20 protein-coding genes are annotated in these 22,475 nt (G+C 59.3%); 3 read left to right on the top strand and 17 right to left on the bottom strand.

The window, feature by feature from the left end; all coding sequences use genetic code 11:
• Positions 1-37 precede the first annotated feature (37 nt).
• The 5 genes from ACWKWE_RS13080 to sdhC all read right to left on the bottom strand — a co-directional run bounded on the left by ACWKWE_RS13080 (position 38) and on the right by sdhC (position 6,440).
• On the bottom strand, positions 38-2,869 hold the full coding sequence (locus ACWKWE_RS13080) for a 2-oxoglutarate dehydrogenase E1 component (protein ID WP_483850745.1): 2,832 nt from the start codon (positions 2,867-2,869) through the stop codon (positions 38-40).
• 342 nt (positions 2,870-3,211) lie between these two features.
• The gene (locus ACWKWE_RS13075) at positions 3,212-3,916 is read right to left on the bottom strand and encodes a succinate dehydrogenase iron-sulfur subunit (RefSeq protein ID WP_166598537.1); all 705 of its coding nucleotides are present in this window, start codon (positions 3,914-3,916) and stop codon (positions 3,212-3,214) included.
• An 11-nt stretch (positions 3,917-3,927) separates the two neighbouring features.
• Positions 3,928-5,700, bottom strand: a complete 1,773-nt coding sequence (gene sdhA, locus ACWKWE_RS13070) for a succinate dehydrogenase flavoprotein subunit (RefSeq protein WP_166598536.1) — start codon at positions 5,698-5,700, stop codon at positions 3,928-3,930.
• A gap of 3 nt (positions 5,701-5,703) precedes the next feature.
• Positions 5,704-6,072 carry a succinate dehydrogenase, hydrophobic membrane anchor protein gene (gene sdhD / locus ACWKWE_RS13065; RefSeq protein WP_166598535.1) on the bottom strand — a complete coding sequence of 123 codons (369 nt, stop codon included), beginning with the start codon at positions 6,070-6,072 and terminating at the stop codon, positions 5,704-5,706.
• Positions 6,066-6,440, bottom strand: coding sequence for a succinate dehydrogenase, cytochrome b556 subunit (gene sdhC / locus ACWKWE_RS13060; protein ID WP_166598534.1), 375 nt, complete (start codon positions 6,438-6,440; stop codon positions 6,066-6,068). The genes sdhD and sdhC overlap by 7 nt, the downstream gene beginning before the upstream one ends.
• A 363-nt stretch (positions 6,441-6,803) precedes the next feature.
• Between sdhC and gltA the strand changes: the two genes are divergently transcribed.
• Positions 6,804-8,093, top strand: a complete 1,290-nt coding sequence (gltA, locus tag ACWKWE_RS13055) for a citrate synthase (RefSeq protein ID WP_166598533.1) — start codon at positions 6,804-6,806, stop codon at positions 8,091-8,093.
• Positions 8,094-8,180: 87 nt separating this feature from the next.
• Here the strand turns inward: gltA and ACWKWE_RS13050 are convergent, their stop codons facing one another.
• From ACWKWE_RS13050 to ACWKWE_RS13010, 9 genes are all read right to left on the bottom strand, one after another.
• Positions 8,181-8,786: an START domain-containing protein gene (locus tag ACWKWE_RS13050; RefSeq protein ID WP_166598532.1), complete on the bottom strand. Its 606-nt coding sequence runs from the start codon at positions 8,784-8,786 to the stop codon at positions 8,181-8,183.
• A gap of 74 nt (positions 8,787-8,860) precedes the next feature.
• Positions 8,861-9,118, bottom strand: a complete 258-nt coding sequence (locus ACWKWE_RS13045) for a YkgJ family cysteine cluster protein (RefSeq protein ID WP_483850744.1) — start codon at positions 9,116-9,118, stop codon at positions 8,861-8,863.
• Between the two features lie 94 nt (positions 9,119-9,212).
• Positions 9,213-9,992 (bottom strand): translation initiation factor 2, encoded by a 780-nt coding sequence (locus ACWKWE_RS13040; protein WP_483850743.1) that lies wholly within the window; start codon positions 9,990-9,992, stop codon positions 9,213-9,215.
• Between the two features lie 57 nt (positions 9,993-10,049).
• The gene (locus ACWKWE_RS13035; protein WP_401151582.1) at positions 10,050-11,489 is read right to left on the bottom strand and encodes an aminotransferase-like domain-containing protein; all 1,440 of its coding nucleotides are present in this window, start codon (positions 11,487-11,489) and stop codon (positions 10,050-10,052) included.
• 230 nt (positions 11,490-11,719) lie between these two features.
• Entirely contained in the window at positions 11,720-12,535 is an 816-nt protein-coding gene (locus ACWKWE_RS13030; RefSeq protein WP_166598529.1) for an OmpA family protein, read from the bottom strand.
• Positions 12,532-12,885, bottom strand: coding sequence for a DUF4398 domain-containing protein (locus ACWKWE_RS13025; RefSeq protein WP_166598543.1), 354 nt, complete (start codon positions 12,883-12,885; stop codon positions 12,532-12,534). Before ACWKWE_RS13025 ends, ACWKWE_RS13030 begins: the two co-directional genes overlap by 4 nt.
• 22 nt (positions 12,886-12,907) lie before the next feature.
• The gene (locus ACWKWE_RS13020) at positions 12,908-13,738 is read right to left on the bottom strand and encodes a substrate-binding periplasmic protein (RefSeq protein WP_483850742.1); all 831 of its coding nucleotides are present in this window, start codon (positions 13,736-13,738) and stop codon (positions 12,908-12,910) included.
• 140 nt (positions 13,739-13,878) lie between these two features.
• Positions 13,879-14,808, bottom strand: coding sequence for an electron transfer flavoprotein subunit alpha/FixB family protein (locus ACWKWE_RS13015; RefSeq protein ID WP_166598527.1), 930 nt, complete (start codon positions 14,806-14,808; stop codon positions 13,879-13,881).
• Complete coding sequence (locus ACWKWE_RS13010) at positions 14,808-15,557, bottom strand: electron transfer flavoprotein subunit beta/FixA family protein (protein WP_166598526.1); 750 nt, start codon at positions 15,555-15,557, stop codon at positions 14,808-14,810. The genes ACWKWE_RS13015 and ACWKWE_RS13010 overlap by 1 nt, the downstream gene beginning before the upstream one ends.
• Before the next feature lie 533 nt (positions 15,558-16,090).
• Between ACWKWE_RS13010 and ACWKWE_RS13005 the strand changes: the two genes are divergently transcribed.
• A complete protein-coding gene (locus ACWKWE_RS13005) occupies positions 16,091-17,755 on the top strand; it encodes an electron transfer flavoprotein-ubiquinone oxidoreductase (protein ID WP_166598525.1) in 1,665 nt (554 codons plus the stop codon).
• A 219-nt stretch (positions 17,756-17,974) separates the two neighbouring features.
• Here the strand turns inward: ACWKWE_RS13005 and ACWKWE_RS13000 are convergent, their stop codons facing one another.
• On the bottom strand, positions 17,975-18,880 hold the full coding sequence (locus ACWKWE_RS13000; protein WP_483850741.1) for an AraC family transcriptional regulator: 906 nt from the start codon (positions 18,878-18,880) through the stop codon (positions 17,975-17,977).
• A gap of 179 nt (positions 18,881-19,059) precedes the next feature.
• Between ACWKWE_RS13000 and ACWKWE_RS12995 the strand changes: the two genes are divergently transcribed.
• A complete protein-coding gene (locus ACWKWE_RS12995; RefSeq protein ID WP_483850740.1) occupies positions 19,060-20,112 on the top strand; it encodes an NAD(P)-dependent alcohol dehydrogenase in 1,053 nt (350 codons plus the stop codon).
• 174 nt (positions 20,113-20,286) lie between these two features.
• On the opposite strand, the gene ACWKWE_RS12990 is transcribed toward ACWKWE_RS12995, so the two are convergent.
• A complete protein-coding gene (locus ACWKWE_RS12990; protein WP_166598522.1) occupies positions 20,287-21,093 on the bottom strand; it encodes an IclR family transcriptional regulator in 807 nt (268 codons plus the stop codon).
• A 64-nt stretch (positions 21,094-21,157) separates the two neighbouring features.
• Positions 21,158-22,471 carry an MFS transporter gene (locus ACWKWE_RS12985; protein WP_483850739.1) on the bottom strand — a complete coding sequence of 438 codons (1,314 nt, stop codon included), beginning with the start codon at positions 22,469-22,471 and terminating at the stop codon, positions 21,158-21,160.
• Between the last annotated feature and the right edge of the window lie 4 nt (positions 22,472-22,475).

Here is a 22,475-nt window from a genome sequence, read left to right as displayed (position 1 = left end):
TGTAATTCCTTAATTCGGTTTCTAGTGCGCGAAGGCGTTAAACAGTGAACGCGTCTTGCAGCAGTTTTTCCTGCTGTTCGGCGTGCATCGAAGCGTAGCCACAAGCAGGCGCGGCAGAAGCATCACGACCGGCATACTCAAGAACGAGGTTGCGGTTGTGGTTGCCAATGCTGCGGCGCAAGTGATGCTGGCTGCTGTACCAGGCGCCCTGGTTCATCGGCTCTTCCTGACACCAGACCACGTTGGTCAGGTTGGTGTAAGGCGCGATGGCCTCCATCAGGTCGTCTTCCGGGAACGGGTAGAGCTGCTCGATACGCACGATGGCGATATCTTCGCGGCCTTCGGCACGGCGTTTTTCCAGCAGGTCGTAGTAGACCTTGCCACTGCACAGAACCAGGCGAGTCACCTTGGCCGGATCGAGGGTGTCGATTTCCGGGATGACCGTCTGGAACGAACCTTCGGCGAGATCCTCAAGGGTCGAAATGGCCAGCTTGTGGCGCAGCAGCGACTTCGGCGTCAGCACGATCAGCGGTTTGCGCAGCGGACGAATCACCTGACGGCGCAACAGGTGGTAGATCTGGGCCGGGGTGGTCGGCATGCACACCTGAATGTTGTGCTCGGCGCACAGCTGCAGGTAACGCTCCAGACGCGCCGAAGAGTGCTCCGGACCCTGACCTTCGTAGCCGTGAGGCAACAGCATGGTCAGACCGCACAGACGGCCCCACTTGTGCTCACCGCTGGTGATGAACTGGTCGATCACGACCTGTGCACCGTTGGCGAAGTCACCGAACTGGGCTTCCCAGATCACCAGCGCATTTGGCTGGGTGGTCGAGTAGCCGTATTCGAATGCCAGTACCGCTTCTTCCGACAGGAACGAGTCGTACAGGTCAAAGCGAGGCTGACCGGCATACAGGTTCTGCAGAGGCACGTAGGTAGCGGCGTCTTTCTGGTTGTGCAGCACGGCGTGACGGTGCGAGAACGTACCGCGACCAACGTCCTGACCGGTGATACGCACCGGGTGACCTTCGAACGCCAGCGTGGCGTAGGCCATGGTTTCGGCATAACCCCAGTTGATCGGCAGGCCACCGGCTTGCATCTTCTGGCGGTCTTCGTAGATCTTCTGGACCTGACGCTGAACCACGAAGCCTTCCGGCAGTTCCATCAGCTTGGCCGACAGTTCCTGCAGGGTCTTCAGGTCGAAACGGGTGTCGTGACGTGCGGTCCAGGCGTGGCCTAGGTATGGACGCCAATCGACGAACAGTTCCTTGTTAGGCTCTTTGACCAGGCTCTTCACAACGTGCATGCCGTTGTCCAGCGCGTTGCGAAACTCGTCGACCTTAGTCTGAGCCGCTTCGGCCGCGAGGATGCCACCGGCAGCCAGTGCATCGGCATACAGCTCACGGGTGGTGCGCTGTTTGGCGATCTGCTGGTACATCAGTGGCTGGGTGCCGCTTGGCTCATCCGCTTCGTTGTGGCCGCGACGACGGTAGCAGACCAGGTCGATCACCACGTCACGCTTGAACTGCATGCGGTAGTCGATGGCCAGCTGGGTCACGAACAGAACAGCTTCAGGGTCATCGCCATTCACATGGAGAATCGGTGCCTGAATCATCTTGGCAACGTCGGTCGCGTACTCAGTGGAGCGCGAGTCTTCCTGGTTGCTGATGGTGAAGCCGACCTGGTTGTTGATCACGATGTGAATCGTGCCACCGGTCTTGAAGCCACGGGTCTGCGACATCTGGAAGGTTTCCAGAACCACGCCCTGGCCTGCGAACGCAGCGTCACCATGGATGGAAATCGGCAGAACCTTCTCACCCGTGGTGTCGTTGCGGCGGTCTTGACGCGCGCGCACGGAACCTTCGACCACCGGAGAAACGATCTCCAGGTGGGACGGGTTGAACGCCATGGCCAGGTGAACTTCGCCACCGGTGGTCATCACGTTGGACGAGAAGCCCTGGTGGTATTTCACGTCACCGGAACCCAGCTCGACCTTCTTCTTGCCTTCGAACTCGTCGAACAGCTCGCGCGGGTTCTTGCCGAAGGTGTTGACCAGCACGTTCAGACGGCCACGGTGGGCCATGCCGATAACGATTTCCTTGGTGCCGTAGGAACCGGAACGCTGGATCAGTTCGTCCAGCATCGGGATAAGGCTTTCGCCCCCTTCCAGACCGAAACGCTTAGTGCCCGGGTATTTGGTGCCCAGGTATTTTTCCAGCCCCTCAGCCGCGGTGACGCGCTCGAGCAGATGGCTCTGAATGTCGGCGGAGTATGCTGGACGGCCACGCACGCTTTCGAGGCGCTGCATGAACCAGTTGCGCTGGTTCGAATCCACGATATGCGTGAACTCGGCACCGATGGTGCGGCAATATGTCTTCTGCAAGGCTTCGACGATTTCGCGTAGGCTCGCCTCCTCCTTGCCGATGAACAGGTCGCCGGCACGGAAGGTGGTATCGAGGTCAGCGTTGGTCAAGCCGTAATGGTTGATCGACAGGTCAGCTGGCGCAGTACGCTTCCACAAACCCAGAGGATCGAGTTGCGCACCCTGATGGCCGCGCATACGGAATGCCTGGATCAGTCGCAGGACTTCGACTTGCTTCTTCTCGTGCTCGCTGCTCACGCTACCGGCGGAGACCGGTTGGGCGCGGCGCTGGTTTTTGCCCAGCAACACGAAATGATCGCGAACCGTAGAGTGCGATACATCGTTGGCAGTGCCACCTTCTGCAGGCAGCGTCTGAAAGTAGGTGCGCCACTCTTCTGGCACAGCGTTAGGGTCGTGCAGGTAAAGCTCATAGAGCTCTTCCACATAGGCAGCGTTACCACCGGAAAGGTGGGCGCTGTTCCACATGCGCTGCATCACGCTTTCTTGCATGCTTGGTCACCCTCGGTTAGGGGACACCATCGACGTCGACACCAAGGCAAACTCACACGGCGGTTCAGCGAATGTATCAATTCGCCGACTGCACCGAGTCGCCAGGGATCACGCAGATAGTCCGGGTACCAGCCCGGATGCCCCTGCTGGTCTCATTTCTTCAAAATAAGAGCCGCGGCCATATGACCGCTGCTCAGGTTAAAACTACAGCGCCGGTTGAAGCCTGCGCCGTAGCGTTTACGGGTACAACATTTCAAATACTGCCATGCATCTGTTGCGTGCATCGATGCCACAAGGTGCAACGAACCGGCCCGTAACGCTTCACGCTTACGGGCCGGAACATCAGATACCGCTGGTGAGAAGCATGCTGCGTACGTGACCGATAGCCTTGGTTGGGTTCAGGCCTTTCGGGCAAACGTTCACGCAGTTCATGATTCCGCGGCAACGGAATACGCTGAACGGATCGTCCAGCGATGCGAGGCGCTCCTGGGTCTTGGTGTCACGGCTGTCAGCCAGGAAACGATAGGCTTGCAGCAGTGCTGCTGGACCGAGGAACTTGTCGGGGTTCCACCAGAACGAAGGGCAGGAAGTCGAGCAGCAAGCGCACAGGATGCACTCGTACAGACCGTCCAGCTTCTCACGCTCTTCAGGCGACTGCAGACGCTCGATGGCCGGAGCCGGCGTGTCGTTCTGCAGGAATGGCTTCACCTTCTCGTACTGCTTGTAGAAGATGCTCATGTCGACGACCAGGTCACGAATGACCGGCAAACCAGGGAGCGGACGCACCACCAGCTTGTTGTTTTTCACCACGGCAGACAGCGGCGTGATGCACGCCAGGCCGTTCTTGCCGTTGATGTTCATGCCGTCGGAACCGCAAACACCTTCACGGCAGGAACGACGGTACGAGAAACCTTCGTCCTGCTCTTTGATGAGTGCCAGTACGTCCAGCACCATCAGGTCTTTGCCACCGGTATCGACTTCGAACACCTGGGTTTTAGGCGCCGAGTCGCTGTCGGGGTTGTAACGATAAACTTCGACTTTCAACATAGCGGCCACCCTTAGTAAGTCCGTACTTTTGGTTCGAACGCCGGAACGGTCTTCGGCGCAAAGTTGACTGCACGTTTGGCAACCCGCTTTTCACCCGGGTAGTACAGGGTGTGGCACAGCCAGTTGACGTCATCACGGTCTTCGAAGTCTTCACGGGCGTGAGCGCCGCGGGATTCGGTACGCGTGTCGGCAGCGATTGCCGTGGCTTCAGCGACTTCCAGCAGGTTCTGCAACTCCAGCGCTTCGATACGCGCGGTGTTGAAGCCCTGGGATTTGTCGTTGATCTTGACGTTGGCGATGCGCGCACGCAGATCAGCCAATTGCTCGATGCCCTTCTTCATGTATTCGCCGGTACGGAATACGCCGAAGTAGTTCTGCATGCAGCTTTGCAGCTCGCGACGCAGGGTAGCGACGTCTTCGCCATCGGTACGCTCGTTCAGTGCATTCAGACGGCTCAGCGCGAGGTCGATATCGGCCTGGGTCGCTTCATCGTACTCAATGCCGTCGGTCAGCGCTTTTTCAAGGTGCAGGCCAGCAGCGCGGCCGAACACGACCAGGTCGAGCAGCGAGTTGCCGCCCAGACGGTTGGCACCGTGAACCGATACGCACGCCACTTCACCGACAGCGAACAGACCAGGGATGATCGCGTCCTTGCCTTCGGCGTCCATTGTCATGGCCTGACCATGGATGTTGGTGGCAACGCCGCCCATCATGTAATGGCAGGTTGGAACGACGGGGACTGGCGCGACAACCGGGTCAACGTGCGCGAAAGTCTTGGACAGCTCACAGATACCTGGCAGGCGGCTGTGCAGCACTTCCTCACCCAGGTGGTCCAGCTTCAACATCACGTGGTCGCCGTTAGGACCGCAACCGTTGCCAGCGATGATTTCTTTAACCATCGAACGGGCCACAACGTCACGACCTGCAAGGTCCTTGGCGTTAGGCGCGTAGCGCTCCATGAAACGCTCGCCGTGCTTGTTGATCAGGTAACCGCCTTCACCACGGCAACCTTCGGTGACCAGTACACCTGCGCCGGCGATGCCGGTGGGGTGGAACTGCCACATTTCGATGTCCTGAACCGGAACGCCTGCACGCAGCGCCATGCCGATACCGTCACCGGTGTTGATCAGGGCGTTGGTGGTGGATGCGTAGATACGACCCGCGCCGCCGGTGGCCAGTACTGTGGCCTTGGCCTTGATGTACATGGTTTCGCCGGTTTCGATGCAGATGGCGATCACGCCGACGAATGCGCCTTCAGCGTTCTTCACGAGGTCTACAGCGTAGTACTCGTTCAGGAACGTGGTGCCGGCTTTCAGGTTGCCCTGGTACAGGGTGTGCAGCAGTGCGTGACCGGTACGGTCCGACGCTGCGCAGGTACGAGCAGCCTGGCCGCCCTTGCCGAAGTCCTTCGACTGACCACCGAACGGGCGCTGGTAGATACGACCTTGTTCGGTACGCGAGAACGGCATACCCATGTGGTCCAGCTCGTAAACGGCTGCCGGACCTTCCTGACACATGTATTCGATCGCGTCCTGGTCGCCGATGTAGTCGGAACCCTTGACGGTGTCGTACATGTGCCAGCGCCAGTCATCGTTCGGGTCGGCCGAGGCGATGGCGCAGGTGATGCCACCCTGTGCGGATACGGTGTGGGAGCGGGTCGGGAAGACCTTGGTGACGACAGCGGTCTTGTGACCACCCTGCGCCAGCTGCAACGCAGCGCGCATGCCCGCACCGCCGCCACCAATGATGATGGCGTCGAATGAAAGTGTATTGATGTTAGCCATGAATCAGATACCCCAAAGAATCTGCACACCCCAGACGAAGTACGCGAACATCACGACGCCGCATACCGCCTGGAACAGGAAACGCACGGTCAACGCGGACTTGCCGAAACTCATGGGAGTCAGGTAGTCGGTCGCGATGGTCCACATGCCGACCCAGGCGTGAGCGCCCAGGGCAACCAGGGCCAGCAGACTGAAAATGCGCATTCCGTTATGGGAGAACAGACCGTGCCACGTGGCATAGTCGATGCCAGGGTGCGCGACCAGGTATCCGATCAGGAAAATGAAATAAGCCGCGAGCACTACAGCGGAGACGCGTTGCGCCATCCAGTCGTAGAGGCCCGAACGAGACAGGTTCGTAACGCTGGTTACCATATCCAAACTCCCGCCAGAACGATCAGCACCACGGAGATGGCGATGACGATTTTCGAGCCCAGCTTGCCGCCTTCCAGCGTCTCACCGACACCCGTGTCCATGATCAGGTGACGAACACCTGCCACAAGGTGATACAGCAGGGCGGACAGAAGCCCCCATGCGATGAACTTGGCCAGAGGGCTGGTCAAGGTCGCCTTCATGTCGGCAAAGCCTTCTTCAGAACCCAGCGACTTGCTCAATGCGTAGAGCATGAAGACAAGGCCGATGAAGAGGATGATGCCGGAGATGCGGTGAAGGATCGACGTGATCGCAGTGATGGGGAGTTTGATGGTCCTTAGGTCTAGGTTTACAGGTCGTTGGCTTTTCACGGCTTTTTTTCACACTGAAGAGCCCCTAACAATCAGGGCAAGTTGTTGGGAAGTGCACTGGTCAGGTACCCACTACCCAGGAAGTGACGACACCCAGAAAAACGGGCCTGCAAGCCCCTGGCGGTCGGGTGCCGAGTATAGACAGTTAGCCCGCTAATGACAACGCACAGACCCGCCCCTAATGGCGGATTGCTTTAGCGCGATAAAAGGCGTAAATGGCAGGGAAATTCGAGGAAAACCTTGGGTTAAAGCCTTCTGCCACAACGCTTTTGGCAAATTGACTTTAGAATTTATCTCACTATAGTGATGCGGGCCCTGCGTGGGGGGCCTGTCTGATGATTTGAAGCATTAATAGGAGGCCACATGGCTGACAAAAAAGCGCAGTTGATCATCGAGGGCGCAGCCCCCGTCGAGCTGCCCATTCTGACCGGCACCGTTGGTCCCGATGTAATCGACGTACGCGGCCTGACCGCCACCGGACGCTTCACATTCGACCCAGGCTTCATGTCGACCGCCTCATGCGAATCCAAGATCACCTATATCGACGGTGATAACGGCATTCTGCTGCATCGTGGCTACCCGATCGAGCAGTTGGCCGAACAGTCGGACTACCTGGAAACCTGCTACCTGCTGCTGAACGGCGAACTGCCAACCGCCGAGCAAAAGGCCCAATTCGTCGTCACCGTGAAGAATCACACCATGGTGCACGAACAGCTGAAAACCTTCTTCAACGGTTTCCGTCGCGACGCTCACCCGATGGCTGTCATGTGCGGTGTAGTCGGCGCCCTCTCGGCGTTCTACCACGACTCGCTGGACATCAATAACCCGCAGCACCGCGAAATTTCCGCAATCCGCCTGGTCGCCAAGATGCCGACCCTGGCCGCAATGGTCTACAAGTACTCCATGGGTCAACCCATGATGTACCCGCGCAATGACCTGAGCTACGCGGAAAACTTCCTGCACATGATGTTCAACACGCCGTGCGAGATCAAACCGATCAGCCCGACGCTGGCGAAGGCCATGGACCGGATTTTCATCCTCCATGCCGACCACGAACAGAACGCTTCGACCTCCACCGTCCGCATGGCGGGCTCCTCGGGCGCCAACCCGTTCGCCTGTATCGCTGCCGGTATCGCTGCATTGTGGGGCCCTGCCCACGGCGGCGCCAACGAAGCCGTGCTGACCATGCTCGATGAGATCGGCGATGTCTCGAACATCGACAAATTCATCGCCAAGGCCAAGGACAAGAACGATCCGTTCAAGCTGATGGGCTTCGGTCACCGCGTTTACAAGAACCGCGACCCGCGCGCCACCGTGATGAAACAGACCTGCGACGAAGTTCTGCGCGAGCTGGGCATCACCAACGACCCGCAGCTGGAACTGGCCATGCGCCTCGAAGAGATCGCCCTGACCGATCCGTACTTCATCGAGCGCTCGCTGTACCCGAACGTCGACTTCTACTCAGGCATCATCCTGAAAGCGATCGGCATTCCTACCAGCATGTTCACCGTGATCTTCGCCCTGGCACGCACCGTCGGCTGGATCTCGCACTGGAAGGAAATGCTCTCCAGCCCGTACAAGATTGGCCGTCCACGCCAGCTGTACACCGGCGAGGTCTCCCGCGACATCGTTGCCCTGGCCGACCGCAAGTAAGCGCAAACGCCAGCAAGCGACATCCCATAAAAAAGGCTGCCAGTGGCAGCCTTTTTTATTCCCGCAAAAACTGTATCGGTCAGACGATCACTTCGCAGCACGCTCACGCAGCGCTTTCAGCGTATTGAACGGCGCGTCCACGACAAACTTGTTGGCCAGCCACGACGGCACGCTACCACCGGGCTCGGTGTGTACCTGATAGGTCACTTCTGTCTCGTTCGGGCCTTTGGGGACCAGCTTCCAGTAACCCTCGACCTGAGTAACCCGCACGAAGCCTTTTTCTTCCGGAATGTAGTTGGGTTGACCCAGCAAGTTGCGCGTCAGGCTGCCATCAGCGCCTTCGACCGTGGTGATCTGCAACACCGAATCCCGAGGGGTCACGGGCCATGGCGTATTGAACTGTGTGTAGGTCCAAGTCTTGTCGCCTTCGTGCTTGAGAATTTTCTGCGCCTTGCACTCATGCACCCATGCACAGGCACCGGCGACGTCTTCCTGAAGACTGCGCAGCTTCGCCACACTTGCCTTGATAGTGGCGATGCCCTGATAGGCCTTGTACTGCGAGCCTGGGACATCACTGAGCGACACTTTGATGCCGTCTTCTTGCTTGGCGACTTTCCAGTCCTCGGCTTGGGCCATGCCCGCCACCAGTACAGTCATTCCAAGTCCAAGCGCGATCCGGTACAGCGAACCCATATCTTATTCCTTCTTGTCTGTAGTTCAGGTGCATTCAGCATCGTGCACTGCCGTTGTTACATCTGCTCTGCTCATCAGGCGACCGAGGTGGCCTGCTCCCACCAGCCAATCAACCGCACCGCCTCCTCAGAATCGCTGCCGCAGACTTCCGGGTCCGCCGAAAACTGGCTGCAGACTGCAGGGCGTTCAGGGTGGCCGAATATCAGGCACAGCAGGTCGGTAGAGAGCTGCACACAGCGCTCTCCCGCTGGCTTGCCATTGGGCATGCCAGGAATCGGCGACGAGATTGAAGGCGCGACGCAACAAGCACCGCAGCCCGGACGGCATTCCATGGAAACATCCTCACACGAGGCGATGAACGAAGGGGATCTTAAACGCTTAAACGCACGTTTGAAAACGCGCGCACGGGTCAAATAGTCGAGAGCGTCATTGCTTGAATTTGAAATCCAGGGCCGCGCCCTCCACTTCCTTGCGCGATTCATTGCGCAGTTGAAGCTGCATTTCATTGCTCAGGAGACGCCCCTGAAGCTGAAAATCAGGATCGCTGTTGGCGTCAGGAAACATCTTGGGCAGCAGCGGCTTGGCCCCGCCGTTCGGGGCTTTGGGCTTATTGGCCGCAGTGATCACGCCGGGAGGCGGCGCGAGCTGCTTGACCATATCGGGAGGCAAACTCAAGTCCAGGGCAGCCTTGGGCAGACGCGTCTCTTTCACCACCTGCGCTGGCGATTTGCTCTTGCTCGCCACCGGCGCACGGTTAGCCACCTCGGCGTTATCCGCTTTAACCTTGGCGGATTTGGCATTCGCGCTGGGAGTCTTCTGTTCGACCGCGGCAGCCTTGGCGGGCGTGGTGACTTTCGCCGCGGCTTCCGAGCGGGCGCCATCCGATTTGCTAGTCGCCACGACAGGCACGACACCGACATTCGGTTTCAGCTCATGAACCGGCGTCGGCGCCGTCGCTGCCTTGGCATCGGGCGCTTTGTCTGCATCAACAGCCGCCGCAACGGACACAGGCGCAGGAGGCGCCGGTACTTCAGGCGCTGCGGGGGTTTGAACGGCAACTTTCGGGGGAGGCGCGGGGGGTTTATCAGCATCACAGGCACTGACCAACACCACCAGCAGCAAACCGATACAACGCAGTGATTTCATAATCGGACGGCAAAAAATAGGCAGAAGCCATATGCTGGCTCTTTGCAGGGCCGGTGACAAGTGAATGACCTGTCAGCCAGCCCCATGAAGCTGTGGCAAATGTAAGGCGCTGTAAGTTCACCAGGCCTGACCGGTGTCCTCGCACAACTGCTTGGCAAGCATTCCCACCGTCATGAGCGCCCTCTCCGCTTCACGATTCCACGGCAGGCCACAGTTCAGACGAATGCAGTGGTTGAACTGCTCTGTGTTGCTGAAGATCAAGCCTGGCGCGATGCTGATCCCCTGCTCCAGCGCACGGACGTGCAATTCTTGCGTGTTCACCCGCCCCGGCAGGCTGATCCACAGGATAAAGCCCCCGGCGGGCCGACTGATCTGGGTGCCCTCAGGAAACATCTGCTGTACGGCAAGCTGAAACGCGCTCAGATTTTTCCGATGCTCCTGACGGATGTAGCGCAAATGACGATCGTAACCACCATTTTCGAGGTAGGACGCCACGGCCATCTGCGTCACGCTGCACGCGGAATGAGTGCTGAAAGTCTGCAATCGCTGAATTTCCGCCTGATATTTGCCGGCAATCATCCAGCCGATCCGCACACCCGGCGACAATGTCTTGGAAAAACTGGAGCAATAAATGACCCGACCCAACCGGTCGAACGCTTTCAGCGCTTTGGTTTTGTTTTGCTCGTACATCAGCTCGCCGTAGATGTCGTCTTCGATGACCTGAATGTCGAAGTCCGACGCCAGTCGCAGCAGGTGTTTCTGCCGCTCCTCGGGCATCGTACTGCCAAGCGGGTTGCTCAGCCGCGAGGTCATCACGAGCGCCTTGATCGACCACTGGTTGGCCGCGAGTTGCAACGCTTCCAGGCTGATCCCTGTATTCGGGTCACTGGGAATCTCGATAACCTTCAAACCCAGCAAATCCGCCAGTTGAAGCAGCCCGTAATAGGTGGGCGATTCTGCAGCGATCAGGTCACCAGGGCTCGTCAGCACACGTAGTGACATTTGCAGCGCATCGACACAGCCGTGGGTGATCACCACTTCCGACGGGTCGACGACCACGCCCGCATCGCGCATGCGGATCGCCACCTGACGCCGCAGCGGCTCGAAACCGGGGCTGAACATGTAATTGAACGCGCGAGGGCTTTGGAAACGCGTGACTTTGGCCAGTTGCTGATGCAGCGCCCGTAACGGCAAGTAATCAATGTGCGGCACTGCCGCGCCAAAGGCGAACACGCCTTCGCGACGCGCCTCCACCAGCACCTGTTGGATGATGCTGGCGCGCGTGACCAGCCCGGGCCGCTCAACCCGCGCAATGTCAGGCGTCGGCGCCGTCAGCGCCGGGGTCTGGTGAACGTAATAACCGGATTGGGGACGGGCACGAATCAGCCCCTGATCTTCAAGATTCGCGTAGGCCTGCAACACGGTTGCATGGCTGACATTGAGCTGCGAACTCATCTTACGAACGGAGGGTACGCGCTCGCCGGGCTGATAAACGCCCCGCCGAATGTCTTCAGCCAACTGCTGAGCGATGCGTTGATACAGCAGGAGATTGGTCATTTCGCGTCCCTCGATTACACGTTTTCGAAGCCATTCAGCGTCTATGCCGACCTTCGCACTCGGGCGATCACCGGAACAGTTGAGAAGTGTACGGGGACAGTTAACCCGTCGGCTAGTCCTAGTTAGGTTTGATGGAAAATTTAATGTGACGTATGCGCCAAATGCCCGGCCGTTTTTCATAAAAAAGCCCGACTTTCGCAAAAAAAGTCGGGCTGGATCACACTTATTTTTTAGCGGGCAGCGCTGAGCTTGCCTTTTTCGTCTGAAAAGACGATTTCAACACGGCGATTTTGCGCGCGACCGCGCTCAGAGGTGTTCACATCGACCGGGAATTGATCGCCATAACCTTCCACCTGAATGCGCTCATCCTCAATGCCAAGATCCGACAGCACATCAGCCACCGCCTGCGCACGATCGCGGGACAGTTGCAGATTTTCCTGAGCATCGCCCGTGCTATCGGTGTAGCCCTCGATCCGCACGACACGCTTGGGGTTGAACTGGAGAAACTGTACGACCTTCAGTACCGTTCGATTGGCCGAGGTTTTCAGCTCGGCACGCCCGGTGTCGAACAGCATGTCGCCCAATGTCATGACCAAACCGCGTTCGTTTTGCTGGGTGGACAGGCTGATGACCTGATCTTCTGCCCACTTGCCCTGCTGCTGCGCGCCCGACAGCTTGGCCTCACGCAGCGCCAATTGCAGGCGCTGGCGCTCCAGCTCCAGACGGGCCAGTTTTTCCTGATTGAGCAATAACTGACTGTGTTCTGCTGCGATGGCGCTGTAACGGCTGCTCAAGTACGCGTAATGGCTGACGTCGTCCGAACTGCCTACATAACTGGACAGGCGCTCGGCACGACCCAATAGTTCGCCCGCGCGGATTACGTCCTTCGGTGCGCTGCGCAATACATTGGTGTCGCCTTTCACTTTCTGAAAATCAGCGCTGGCAGTCTGCAACGCTTTTTCACTGTTCTGATGACCGGCACAGCCGTACAAACCGGCGCTACCCAACAACAGGCACACACTCAACATACGAGGAAGGCGGTTCATTGGGCCGCTCCCAGCTGTTTGCGCAGGCGATCCAGTCGCGTGTTCACTTGCGTCAGTTGTTCGTCGCTCTTTTCAGTCAGCACCTTGGCTTCGGCCAGCCGCGCATCGAGCTCAGCCTGCTCAGCTTGCATCCGGGCCTGTTTATAGGATTTGTCCGCCACGCTGGCCTGCGCCTGAGCGAGCTTGCTCTGGGCGGTGGCCATGTCCGGCTCATCGTCCGTCGCGCCAACCGCCGTGGCTTGGGCAACGGCCTGCTCGGTGAGTTTCAGTTGCTCGGTAGGGGCGGGATCGTTGGCACAGCCAAACAGGGAGGTGATCGCGACGGCTGCAAATAAAGGTCGAATTCTCAAAAAAACGCTCAAAAAAACATTCCTACTGGGTGACGGCGGCGCTGGCCGGCTGCTGCAACTGTGCCTTCCACACTTCAAGGTTGCGGGAGATGGCGTCAGCAGAACGGCCCGAAGCCGTCAATTCTGTCATTTTTTTCGCCAACTGTCCGCGCAACCAAGGCTCGTTGCAGGCCGAGTTGAACGAAAGCGCGAGGTACAGACCCGGGCGATCCAGCGGCAGAGGCTGTGAAACCAAGTCCTTGGACATCCCTAACGTCTGGGTCAGCGCCATGCCCGCGTAGCGGCCCGCGAGCACGAACTCGGCCTGGCCCAGCATCAGTTTCTGAAATGCCTGAGTGAGGTTGGGCTGTTTTTCGAGGGTCAGGTGCTCTTTCACGGCGAGGTCGAACCCGGGCGTGATTCGGGTCTTTTCGGAGATGACACCCGGGTGGCCATGCAGGTCGGCCAATGAATTGAAGGGCTGTGCATGGCCGGTTCGCGTCCAGACCATGATTTCATTCTGGGTGATCGCCGGATGAATGAAATCCAGTGATTCAAGTTCGTTGCTGTTCAGCGGCGTGTCGGCCAGTAGGTCCATGCGTCCCGTGCGCACTTCTTCCAACGCCTGGCTGCGTTTACCCGCATACAACAGCTCGACCTTGATGCCCATTTGCGTCGCGGCTTCCTTGAGCAGGTCCGCATTGGCGCCCATCAGGTGCTTGGGGTCCTGCGGATCACGCCACATATAAGGAGGCGCATCAGGGCTGCCGGTCACCACCAGCCGCTCACATTTGCCCGCTGCCAGCACAGCCATCGATGGCACCAGCAACAATCCTGCAACCAGCGATGTCAGCGTCCGCTTCGGCAACGACATGGCGACGTCCTTTTTCCGATCCAATAAAAAACCCGCTCATTCGAGGCTGTGGAAAGCGCACATCATCGGTTTCTTCCGATGGTTGACGTTCTCGAACAGCCCGAAACGAACGGGTTCTCTTTATAAGTCAGGCGGCTGGATTAGACCAGCTTCTCCAACTCAGGCACGGCTTCGAACAGGTCAGCGACCAGGCCGTAGTCGGCCACCTGGAAGATCGGCGCTTCTTCGTCCTTGTTGATCGCAACGATCACTTTGGAGTCTTTCATGCCGGCCAGGTGCTGGATCGCGCCGGAAATACCGACCGCGATGTACAGCTGTGGCGCAACGATCTTGCCGGTCTGACCGACCTGCATGTCGTTCGGCACGAAACCGGCGTCGACGGCGGCGCGGGAAGCACCCACGGCAGCGCCCAGCTTGTCGGCCAACGCGTACAGGTGTTTGAAGTTGTCGCCGTTCTGCATGCCGCGACCGCCGGAAACGACGATTTTGGCAGCCGTGAGCTCAGGACGGTCGGACTTGGCCAGCTCTTCGCTGACGAAGGACGATTTACCTGCGTCGTGGGCTGCGCTCACGGCCTCAACAGCGGCAGAACCGCCTTCAGCGGCGACAGCGTCGAAACCGGTCGCACGAACGGTGATGACCTTGATGGCCGCCGACGACTGAACGGTCGCAATGGCGTTACCGGCGTAGATCGGGCGCTTGAAGGTGTCAGCCGATTCAACCGAGATGATCTCGGAGATCTGGTCGACGTCCAGCTGTGCAGCCACGCGCGGCAGGATGTTCTTGCCGTTGGAGGTAGCAGCAGCCAACACATGGCTGTAACCGGAAGCCAGTTCGGCCACCAGCGGGGCGACGTTTTCCGGCAGTTGATGCGCGTAGGCCGCGTTGTCAGCGACCAGCACTTTGGCAACCCCGGCGATTTTCGCAGCGGCTTCACCGACAGCGCCAACGTTCTGGCCAGCGACCAGCACGTGAATGTCGCCACCAATCTTGGCGGCAGCGGCAACGGTGTTCAGGGTGGCGGGAGCGATCGCGCCGTTTTCGTGTTCAGCGATTACCAGGGTAGTCATCAGATCACCTTCGCTTCGTTTTTCAGTTTCTCGACCAGCTCTGCAACCGACTTGACCTTGATGCCAGCGCTGCGAGCAGCCGGGGCTTCGACTTTCAGGGTCTTGTTGGTGGAGGACGTGGACACACCCAAAGCGTCAGGCGTCAGCACTTCGAGAGGCTTCTTCTTGGCTTTCATGATGTTCGGCAGCGACGCGTAGCGCGGCTCGTTGAGGCGCAGGTCGGTGGTGACGATGGCAGGCAGCTTCAGGGAAACGGTCTGAGCACCGGCATCGATTTCGCGGGTAACGCTGACGCTGTCGCCAGAGACTTCAACCTTGGAGGCGAAGGTGCCTTGGGCGTAACCGCTCAGGGCCGCCAGCATCTGGCCTGTCTGGTTGTTGTCACTGTCGATCGCTTGCTTGCCGAGAATGACCAGCTGCGGCTGCTCTTTATCGACAACAGCCTTGAGCAGCTTGGCCACGGCCAAAGAGGTCAGCTCGTCAGCGGATTCAACGAGGATGGCGCGATCAGCACCCAGTGCCAACGCAGTGCGCAGTTGCTCCTGGGCAGTGGTCGGGCCAATGGAAACGACGACGATCTCGGTCGCGACGCCCTTCTCTTTCAGGCGTACGGCTTCTTCCACGGCGATTTCGCAGAAGGGGTTCATCGACATTTTTACGTTAGCGAGATCGACGCCGGAGTTGTCCGCTTTGACGCGAACCTTGACGTTGTAGTCGACCACTCGTTTGACAGCTACAAGAACCTTCATGGATTCCTCGTTACTCTCCGGTGAAAAGAAATCGCCAGGCCCGGCCCGGCGATGGGTACACGTCAGTGTAAAGAACACCTTTGAAAACAGCGTATTCGTCGTTACTTAACGGTGAGTTCAGCAAAAAACGCTGACACCTCCGCTCCAGGCCAAGTCATAGGCAGGCCGGGCGTGTAAACTGCTCTCCGCTTGCACATTCCCCGGGGGGATGGAGCGGTTTTGCCGCGCGGTACTGGCACTGCTTTCAGAGGCGTTCGCTTGCCAACGGTCAGCCTACGGCGAGCGCAAAACCGCCCGTATCTTGACCGGAACGCCTATTCCGGTCAATACGACAAAAACGCCAGTCGCAAGCCGTCTCCCTATGTTTTATCAGGGTTTCAGCTGATTCAAACAAACGTTTGTATTGGACCTGAGAGGTGGTGTAGATATAATGCGCCCCTTTGAAGATGACGCTGGGATGACACCGTCGCCGAGCGTGGATTGATCACAACTTATAAAAAAATACCGTTGAGCCTTTGATCAGGAGATAGCCAGTGGAACGCGAATTTATGGAATTCGACGTCGTCATCGTCGGAGCCGGTCCAGCCGGGCTCTCCGCCGCATGCCGTCTGAAACAAAAGGCCGCCGAAGCTGGCCAGGAGATCAGCGTCTGCGTCGTTGAAAAAGGCTCCGAAGTTGGCGCGCACATTCTCTCCGGGGCGGTGTTCGAACCCCGCGCCCTGAACGAGCTGTTCCCTGACTGGAAAGCACTCGGCGCACCGCTGAACACGCCGGTCAAAGGCGATGACATTTATGTGCTGACCAGTGCCGACGCTGGCACAAAAGTGCCGGGCGCGTTCGTGCCGAAGACCATGCACAACGAAGGCAACTACATTATTTCCCTGGGCAACTTGTGCCGCTGGCTGGCGCAGCAGGCCGAGAACCTGGGCGTTGAAATTTACCCGGGCTTCGCCGCTCAGGAAGCGCTGATCGACGAGAACGGCGTGGTACGCGGGATTCTCACCGGCGACATGGGCGTCGATCGCGAAGGCAACCCGAAGGACGGCATGTACACCCCCGGCATGGAGCTGCGCGGCAAGTACACGCTATTCGCCGAGGGCTGCCGTGGCCACATTGGCAAGCAGTTGATCAAGCGCTTCAATCTGGACAGCGAATCCGACGCCCAGCATTACGGCATCGGCCTTAAGGAAATCTGGGAAATCGACCCGGCCAAGCATCAGCCAGGCCTGGTGGTGCACACCGCTGGCTGGCCGCTGGACGTGATGGGCACCGAGAACACTGGCGGCTCCTTCCTTTATCACCTGGAAAACAACCAGGTGGTGGTCGGCCTGATCGTCGATCTGTCCTACGCCAACCCGTTCCTGTCGCCGTTCGACGAGTTCCAGCGCCTCAAGCATCACCCGATCCTCAAGCAGTACCTGGAAGGCGGCAAGCGCGTCAGCTACGGCGCCCGCGCCATCTGCAAAGGCGGCCTGAACTCGCTGCCGAAAATGGTCTTCCCCGGTGGCGCGCTGATCGGTTGCGACCTCGGCACCCTGAACTTCGCCAAGATCAAGGGCAGCCACACAGCCATGAAGTCCGGCATGCTGGCAGCGGAATCCGTGGCTGATGCGCTGTTGGCGGGCAATGAAGGCGGCGATGCGCTGAACACCTACGTCCAGGCCTTCAAAGGCAGCTGGCTGCATGAAGAACTGTTCGCCAGCCGTAACTTCGGTCCGGCGATTCACAAGTTCGGCCCGATCCTGGGTGGCGCGTTCAACTTCATCGACCAGAACCTGTTCGGCGGCAAGATCCCGTTCACCCTGCACGACAACAAGCCGGACTATGCGTGCATGAAGCTGGCCGCCGACTCCAAGCGGATCGACTACCCGAAACCGGACGGCAAGCTGAGCTTCGACAAACTGAGTTCGGTGTTCATCTCGGGCACTAACCACGAAGAAGAGCAGCCGTGCCACCTGAAGCTGAAGGACCCCAACATCCCGATCAGCGTCAACCTGCCGAAATACGACGAGCCCGCGCAGCGCTACTGCCCGGCGGGTGTCTATGAGGTGGTGACACAGGAAGACGGCAGCAAGCGCTTCCAGATCAACGCGCAGAACTGCGTGCACTGCAAGACCTGTGACATCAAGGACCCTTCGCAGAACATCACATGGGTCACGCCGGAAGGTGCGGGTGGGCCGACCTATCCAAATATGTAAAACCAGCGGCAAGCTTTAAGCTGCAAGCGGTAAGAGAAAGGCGCCGATCATGGCGCCTTTTTTGTGGGCTACAACCTGCCACCGGCTCAGCGGATTGCCCCGACTCCTGTGGGAGCGAATTCATTCGCGAGGGGTCAGTACGGACGAAGCGTTTCTATCGCCTGAACCACCGCTTCGCGAATGAGTTCGCTCCCACAGGGACGAGTCAGCAGCAGTTCCTCATGCCGAAACCCTCAACAACGCCCCCTCTTCTCCCGGATTGCGCTCAAAGTAACGTTTGTATTCGCGGCTGAATTGCGACGTGCTTTGATACCCCACCTTGTGCGCCACTTGCGCCACCCCCATGCCTTCGCCGATCAGCATTTGCTGGGCCTTGAGCAGACGCAGGCGTTTAAGGTACTGCACCGGTGACAGCATCGTGCTGCGCTTGAAATGCTCATGAAAGGTCGACGCGCTCATGTTGGCGCGCCGGGCCAGTTCGTCGACGCTCAAGGCTTCATTGTAATGGTCGCGCAGGTGCTGTAACGCCGCAGCAATTCGGGCGAAGTGCCCCTGCTGTTCGACCAGCGCACGCAACACACCGGCTTGAGGCCCGCGCAACGCCGCGTACAAAACCTCCCTCACCCGCGCCGCGCCCATGACCTGGGCGTCCAGGGGGTCGTGCAGGCAATGCAACAGACGCTCCACGCTTTCGCGCATTGACGTGTCCAGTTCGGCTGAGCTCATCGACTCGGGCGTCTGCGCCTTGACCGTCACACCGGGTGCTTGTCCCATGGCCTGCACCAATTCGCCCAGCACCGTTCGATCAATCGACACGGCAACGCCATACAAGGGCTCTTCCTGAGTGGCAAAGGTCTCGCACATGAACGGCACCGACAGCGCCTGCACGAGGTAATGGCCCGCGCCGTATTCCAGCGTCCTCGATCCGAGGCGCGCCAATTTGCTGCCTTGGGCGAGGATCACCAGGCTCGGCTCGTAGATTTGCGGGCTGCTGGCGACGTAGTGACTCCAGGACATGGCTTGCACACCCGGCACGCGGGTATCGACGAAGCCAGGGCAAGGCGCCAGCGGTTTGATCAAGGACACCAGCGTGGCGTTGGCGTCGGAATGAAGGGTCAGTGACATGGGCAACCGGACAGAGGATTAGACACTCGCATCATCGCAGATTCGCCGCACAACGCAGCCCCTTATGAGGCAGGTCCGGAGGAATAGGCATGACACGCGGAGGAATGGTCATGGCCGGTGTCGGCTTCGCTGCGCAGAATGCACGGCCTCAACCGTCATCGTTTTTAGCGAGGTTTCACATGTACACAGCCATCGGTTATGCCGCTCAATCCGCCACGACCCCCCTCGCCCCCATGACCTTCAACCGCCGCAGCCCGCGCCCGGACGACGTGGCCATCGAGATATTGTATTGCGGCGTCTGCCACTCCGACATCCACCAGGCACGCAACGAATGGGGCATCGCGGTCTACCCGCTGATGCCGGGCCACGAGATCGTCGGCAAGGTCACCGAAGTCGGCACCAAGGTCACGAAGCATAAAGTCGGCGATCTGGTCGGCGTCGGGTGCATGGTCGACTCCTGCCGTCATTGCGAGGCCTGCGCTGCAGATCTGGAGCAGTATTGCCTGGAAGGCCCGACCCTGACTTACGCCGCGCCGGACCGCGTCGATGGCAGCAACACCATGGGCGGCTACTCCACCAGCATCGTGGTCAGCGAGCACTTCGTGGTGCGCATCCCGGAGAAACTGAACCTGGCCGCTGCCGCGCCGATTCTTTGCGCGGGCATCACCACCTACTCGCCGCTCAAGCACTACGGCGTCAAGGCGGGCGACAAAGTGGGCGTGCTGGGCATGGGCGGTCTGGGCCACATGGGTATCAAGTTCGCCAAGGCGATGGGGGCGGAAGTGACGCTGTTTACCCGTTCGGCGAGCAAGGCCGAAGAAGCCCGTCGTCAGGGCGCGGACCATGTGATCGTGTCCACCGATGCGGAGCAGATGAAAGCCGCTGCCGGCCACTTCAACTTCCTGCTGGACACCATTCCGGTTCAACACGATTTGAACCCGTACCTCGACACCCTGCGTTTCGACGGCGTGCACATTCTGGTGGGCCTGATCGAACCGATCGACCCCGCTGTGCATGCCGCCAACCTGGTGATGAAACGTCGTGTGTTGGCAGGTTCGTTGATCGGCGGTATCGCGGAAACTCAGGAAGTGCTGGACTTCTGCGCCGAGCACGACATCAGCTGTGACATCGAGATGCTCGACATCAAGAACATCAACGAGGCATACAGCCGCATGATTGCAGGCGACGTTAAATATCGTTTTGTGATTGATATGGCGACGTTGAAGGCGTAACGCTCCACATGATCGTTCCCCGCGCGCTGCGTGGGAACAATCATACGACGCGATCACTGTAGGAGTGAGCTTGCTCGCGATAGCGGTGTAACAGTCGCCTATTGAGGCGAATGGAAGGCCGCTATCGCGAGCAAGCTCACTCCCACAGGTCAGGCGTTGCGTCAGACAGGTCGATTACCCACCCAACTCCGCCGACAACCGTGCCGCCACTTCCTTGATCACCGGCACCAACTCGGCCATCTTTTCCAGTGGCATGTACGGCACAGTGCTGGCGATGCTGATCCCGGCAACAATGTGTTTACTGGCATCGCGAACCGGTGCAGCCACACAACGAATCGACGGTTCGTTGTCTTCAAGATCGAACGCATACCCGCCCTTCACGTATTCGTGCATCCGTTCGCGCACCTGCACCCAGGTCTGTTCCTGATGCGCGGGCCACAGCGGGTTCTTCGCCACCTCCGGCACACTGACGTCGTACAGCCGCTGCCACTCGCTTTCCGGACTGTCCAGCAGCAACGCCTTGCCGATGCCCGTGCGCGCCAGCGGCATGCGATGCCCTACCCGCGAACGCATTTCAGGACCATTGCGGCCGGGATTCTTGTGCAGGTACAGCACCTCGTCGCCTTCGCGGATCGCCAAGTGCACGGTGTCACCGGTCAGCGCCGACAGCTCATCCAGAAAGGGTCGCGCCAACGCAGGCAATGGCAGCTCTTCCCGCGCCTGAAACCCCAGCTCTATCAGCTTTGGCCCTAACACATAACCCATTTGCGGCAAGACCCGCAGATAGCGTTCTTCCACCAGGCAACTGGCCAGGCGGTGAGTCGTGCTGCGGGTGGTGCCGATCAGCCGGGCAATTTCCTTGAGGTCGCGCGCGCCGCTGGCCACGGCCTGCACCACGCCCAACCCGCGCAACAGGGTTTGCGTGCCGGTGGGGGCGGCGTCTTTGCCAGCCGCGCCCGCTGTGTCGGAAGAGTCGTGCATATCGCGCCTTATCGAATCGGAGAGCTGGCGGCATTATCGTCGCCAGCGCAGGTCAGTCCAAGGGTTACAGCTCGATCCGCTCGACCTTGCCCACCAACAGGATGTAGGACAACGCCCCCAGCAACGCCAGCACGGCGATGTAGGTGATCGCCGGGGCGAACGAATCGCCCGACGCGAGGAAGCCGATCACGATGGGTGTCGCAATGGCTGCCAGGTTGCCGATCAGATTGAACGTGCCGCCGGTCAAGCCCAGCAAGCGAGCCGGGGCCAAGGTTGAAACCAGCGACCACGTGATCGACGCCAGACCATTGCCGAAAAACGCCAACGCCAGAAACGCGATGACCAGTGGCGTCGATTCAACGTAGTTGGCGCCTATGATCGAGGTGGAGATCAGCAAGCCGGCGATGATTGGCAGCTTCCGGGCAAAGCCCACGGTGTGGCCGCGACGGATCAGCCAGTCCGAAAAGAACCCTGAGCACAGCACACCTACGAATGCCGCAAGAAACGGCAGCGAGGCCAGCAGGCCGGACTTGATGAAGTCCATGCCACGGTATTTCACCAGGTAGGTCGGGAACCAGGTGAGGAAGAACCACAGGGTCGAGTTGAGGCAGAACTGCCCCAGGTAAATGCCCCACAGTTTGCGTTTGCTGAGGACGATGCCAAGGTCGCTCCAACTGAAACCGCTTCTGGCTTTATCGGTGTCGGTCTGAATGTCCACCAGACCACCGCCCTCTTTGATCAGGTCGATTTCGCCCTGATTCACGCCTTTGAAATCGCGAGGTTCGCGATAGACCATGTACCAGATCGCCGCCCAGATCACGCCCACGCCACCGGTCGCGACAAACACCATGTGCCAACCAAACGTGGCTTGCAGCCAGGCCAGTACCGGGGTCAGGAACGCCAAGCCGACGAACTGGCCGGAGGTGTAGAAGCCAACCGCTGTGGCGCGTTCTTTTTCAGGAAACCATGCGGTGACCACGCGGCTGTTGATCGGATAAGCCGGGGCTTCCAGCGCGCCCACGGCCATGCGCAGCACGAACAGGCCGACGAAGCTGCCAACGAAACCGAGGAAAATGGTGGCGACGGACCACAGGGCCAGCGCCACGGTATAGAGAATGCGCGGCGGCACCCGGTCCACCAGCCAGCCGCCGGGCAATTGCATGGCCGCGTAGGTCCAACCGAAGGCCGAGAACACCAGACCGACGTGGACCGGATCGATGCCCAGTTCGCTGGTCAGTGCAGGGGCGGCGATGGACAGGTTGCTGCGGTCGAGGTAATTGATCACCACGGTGATGAACAGCAGCACCATGATGAAAAAGCGTTTGCGGGTCGGCGTGGCCGTGATCGCCCGCGCCTCCGGCAAGGTCTGTGTGCGCATGGGG

Source organism: Pseudomonas salicis (assembly GCF_057128705.1).
Note: the sequence above shows the minus strand (reverse complement) of the source record. Positions and strands in the feature narration are given on the sequence as shown.

Coding starts and splice junctions, on each gene's coding strand:
- ACWKWE_RS13080 (WP_483850745.1), bottom strand. CDS start 2,869: ATGCAAGAAAGCGTGATGCAGCGCATGTGGAACAGCGCCCACCTTTCC.
- ACWKWE_RS13075 (WP_166598537.1), bottom strand. CDS start 3,916: ATGTTGAAAGTCGAAGTTTATCGTTACAACCCCGACAGCGACTCGGCG.
- sdhA (WP_166598536.1), bottom strand. CDS start 5,700: ATGGCTAACATCAATACACTTTCATTCGACGCCATCATCATTGGTGGC.
- sdhD (WP_166598535.1), bottom strand. CDS start 6,072: ATGGTAACCAGCGTTACGAACCTGTCTCGTTCGGGCCTCTACGACTGG.
- gltA (WP_166598533.1), top strand. CDS start 6,804: ATGGCTGACAAAAAAGCGCAGTTGATCATCGAGGGCGCAGCCCCCGTC.
- ACWKWE_RS13050 (WP_166598532.1), bottom strand. CDS start 8,786: ATGGGTTCGCTGTACCGGATCGCGCTTGGACTTGGAATGACTGTACTG.
- ACWKWE_RS13045 (WP_483850744.1), bottom strand. CDS start 9,118: ATGGAATGCCGTCCGGGCTGCGGTGCTTGTTGCGTCGCGCCTTCAATC.
- ACWKWE_RS13035 (WP_401151582.1), bottom strand. CDS start 11,489: ATGACCAATCTCCTGCTGTATCAACGCATCGCTCAGCAGTTGGCTGAA.
- ACWKWE_RS13030 (WP_166598529.1), bottom strand. CDS start 12,535: ATGAACCGCCTTCCTCGTATGTTGAGTGTGTGCCTGTTGTTGGGTAGC.
- ACWKWE_RS13020 (WP_483850742.1), bottom strand. CDS start 13,738: ATGTCGTTGCCGAAGCGGACGCTGACATCGCTGGTTGCAGGATTGTTG.
- ACWKWE_RS13015 (WP_166598527.1), bottom strand. CDS start 14,808: ATGACTACCCTGGTAATCGCTGAACACGAAAACGGCGCGATCGCTCCC.
- ACWKWE_RS13010 (WP_166598526.1), bottom strand. CDS start 15,557: ATGAAGGTTCTTGTAGCTGTCAAACGAGTGGTCGACTACAACGTCAAG.
- ACWKWE_RS13000 (WP_483850741.1), bottom strand. CDS start 18,880: ATGTCACTGACCCTTCATTCCGACGCCAACGCCACGCTGGTGTCCTTG.
- ACWKWE_RS12995 (WP_483850740.1), top strand. CDS start 19,060: ATGTACACAGCCATCGGTTATGCCGCTCAATCCGCCACGACCCCCCTC.
- ACWKWE_RS12990 (WP_166598522.1), bottom strand. CDS start 21,093: ATGCACGACTCTTCCGACACAGCGGGCGCGGCTGGCAAAGACGCCGCC.
- ACWKWE_RS12985 (WP_483850739.1), bottom strand. CDS start 22,471: ATGCGCACACAGACCTTGCCGGAGGCGCGGGCGATCACGGCCACGCCG.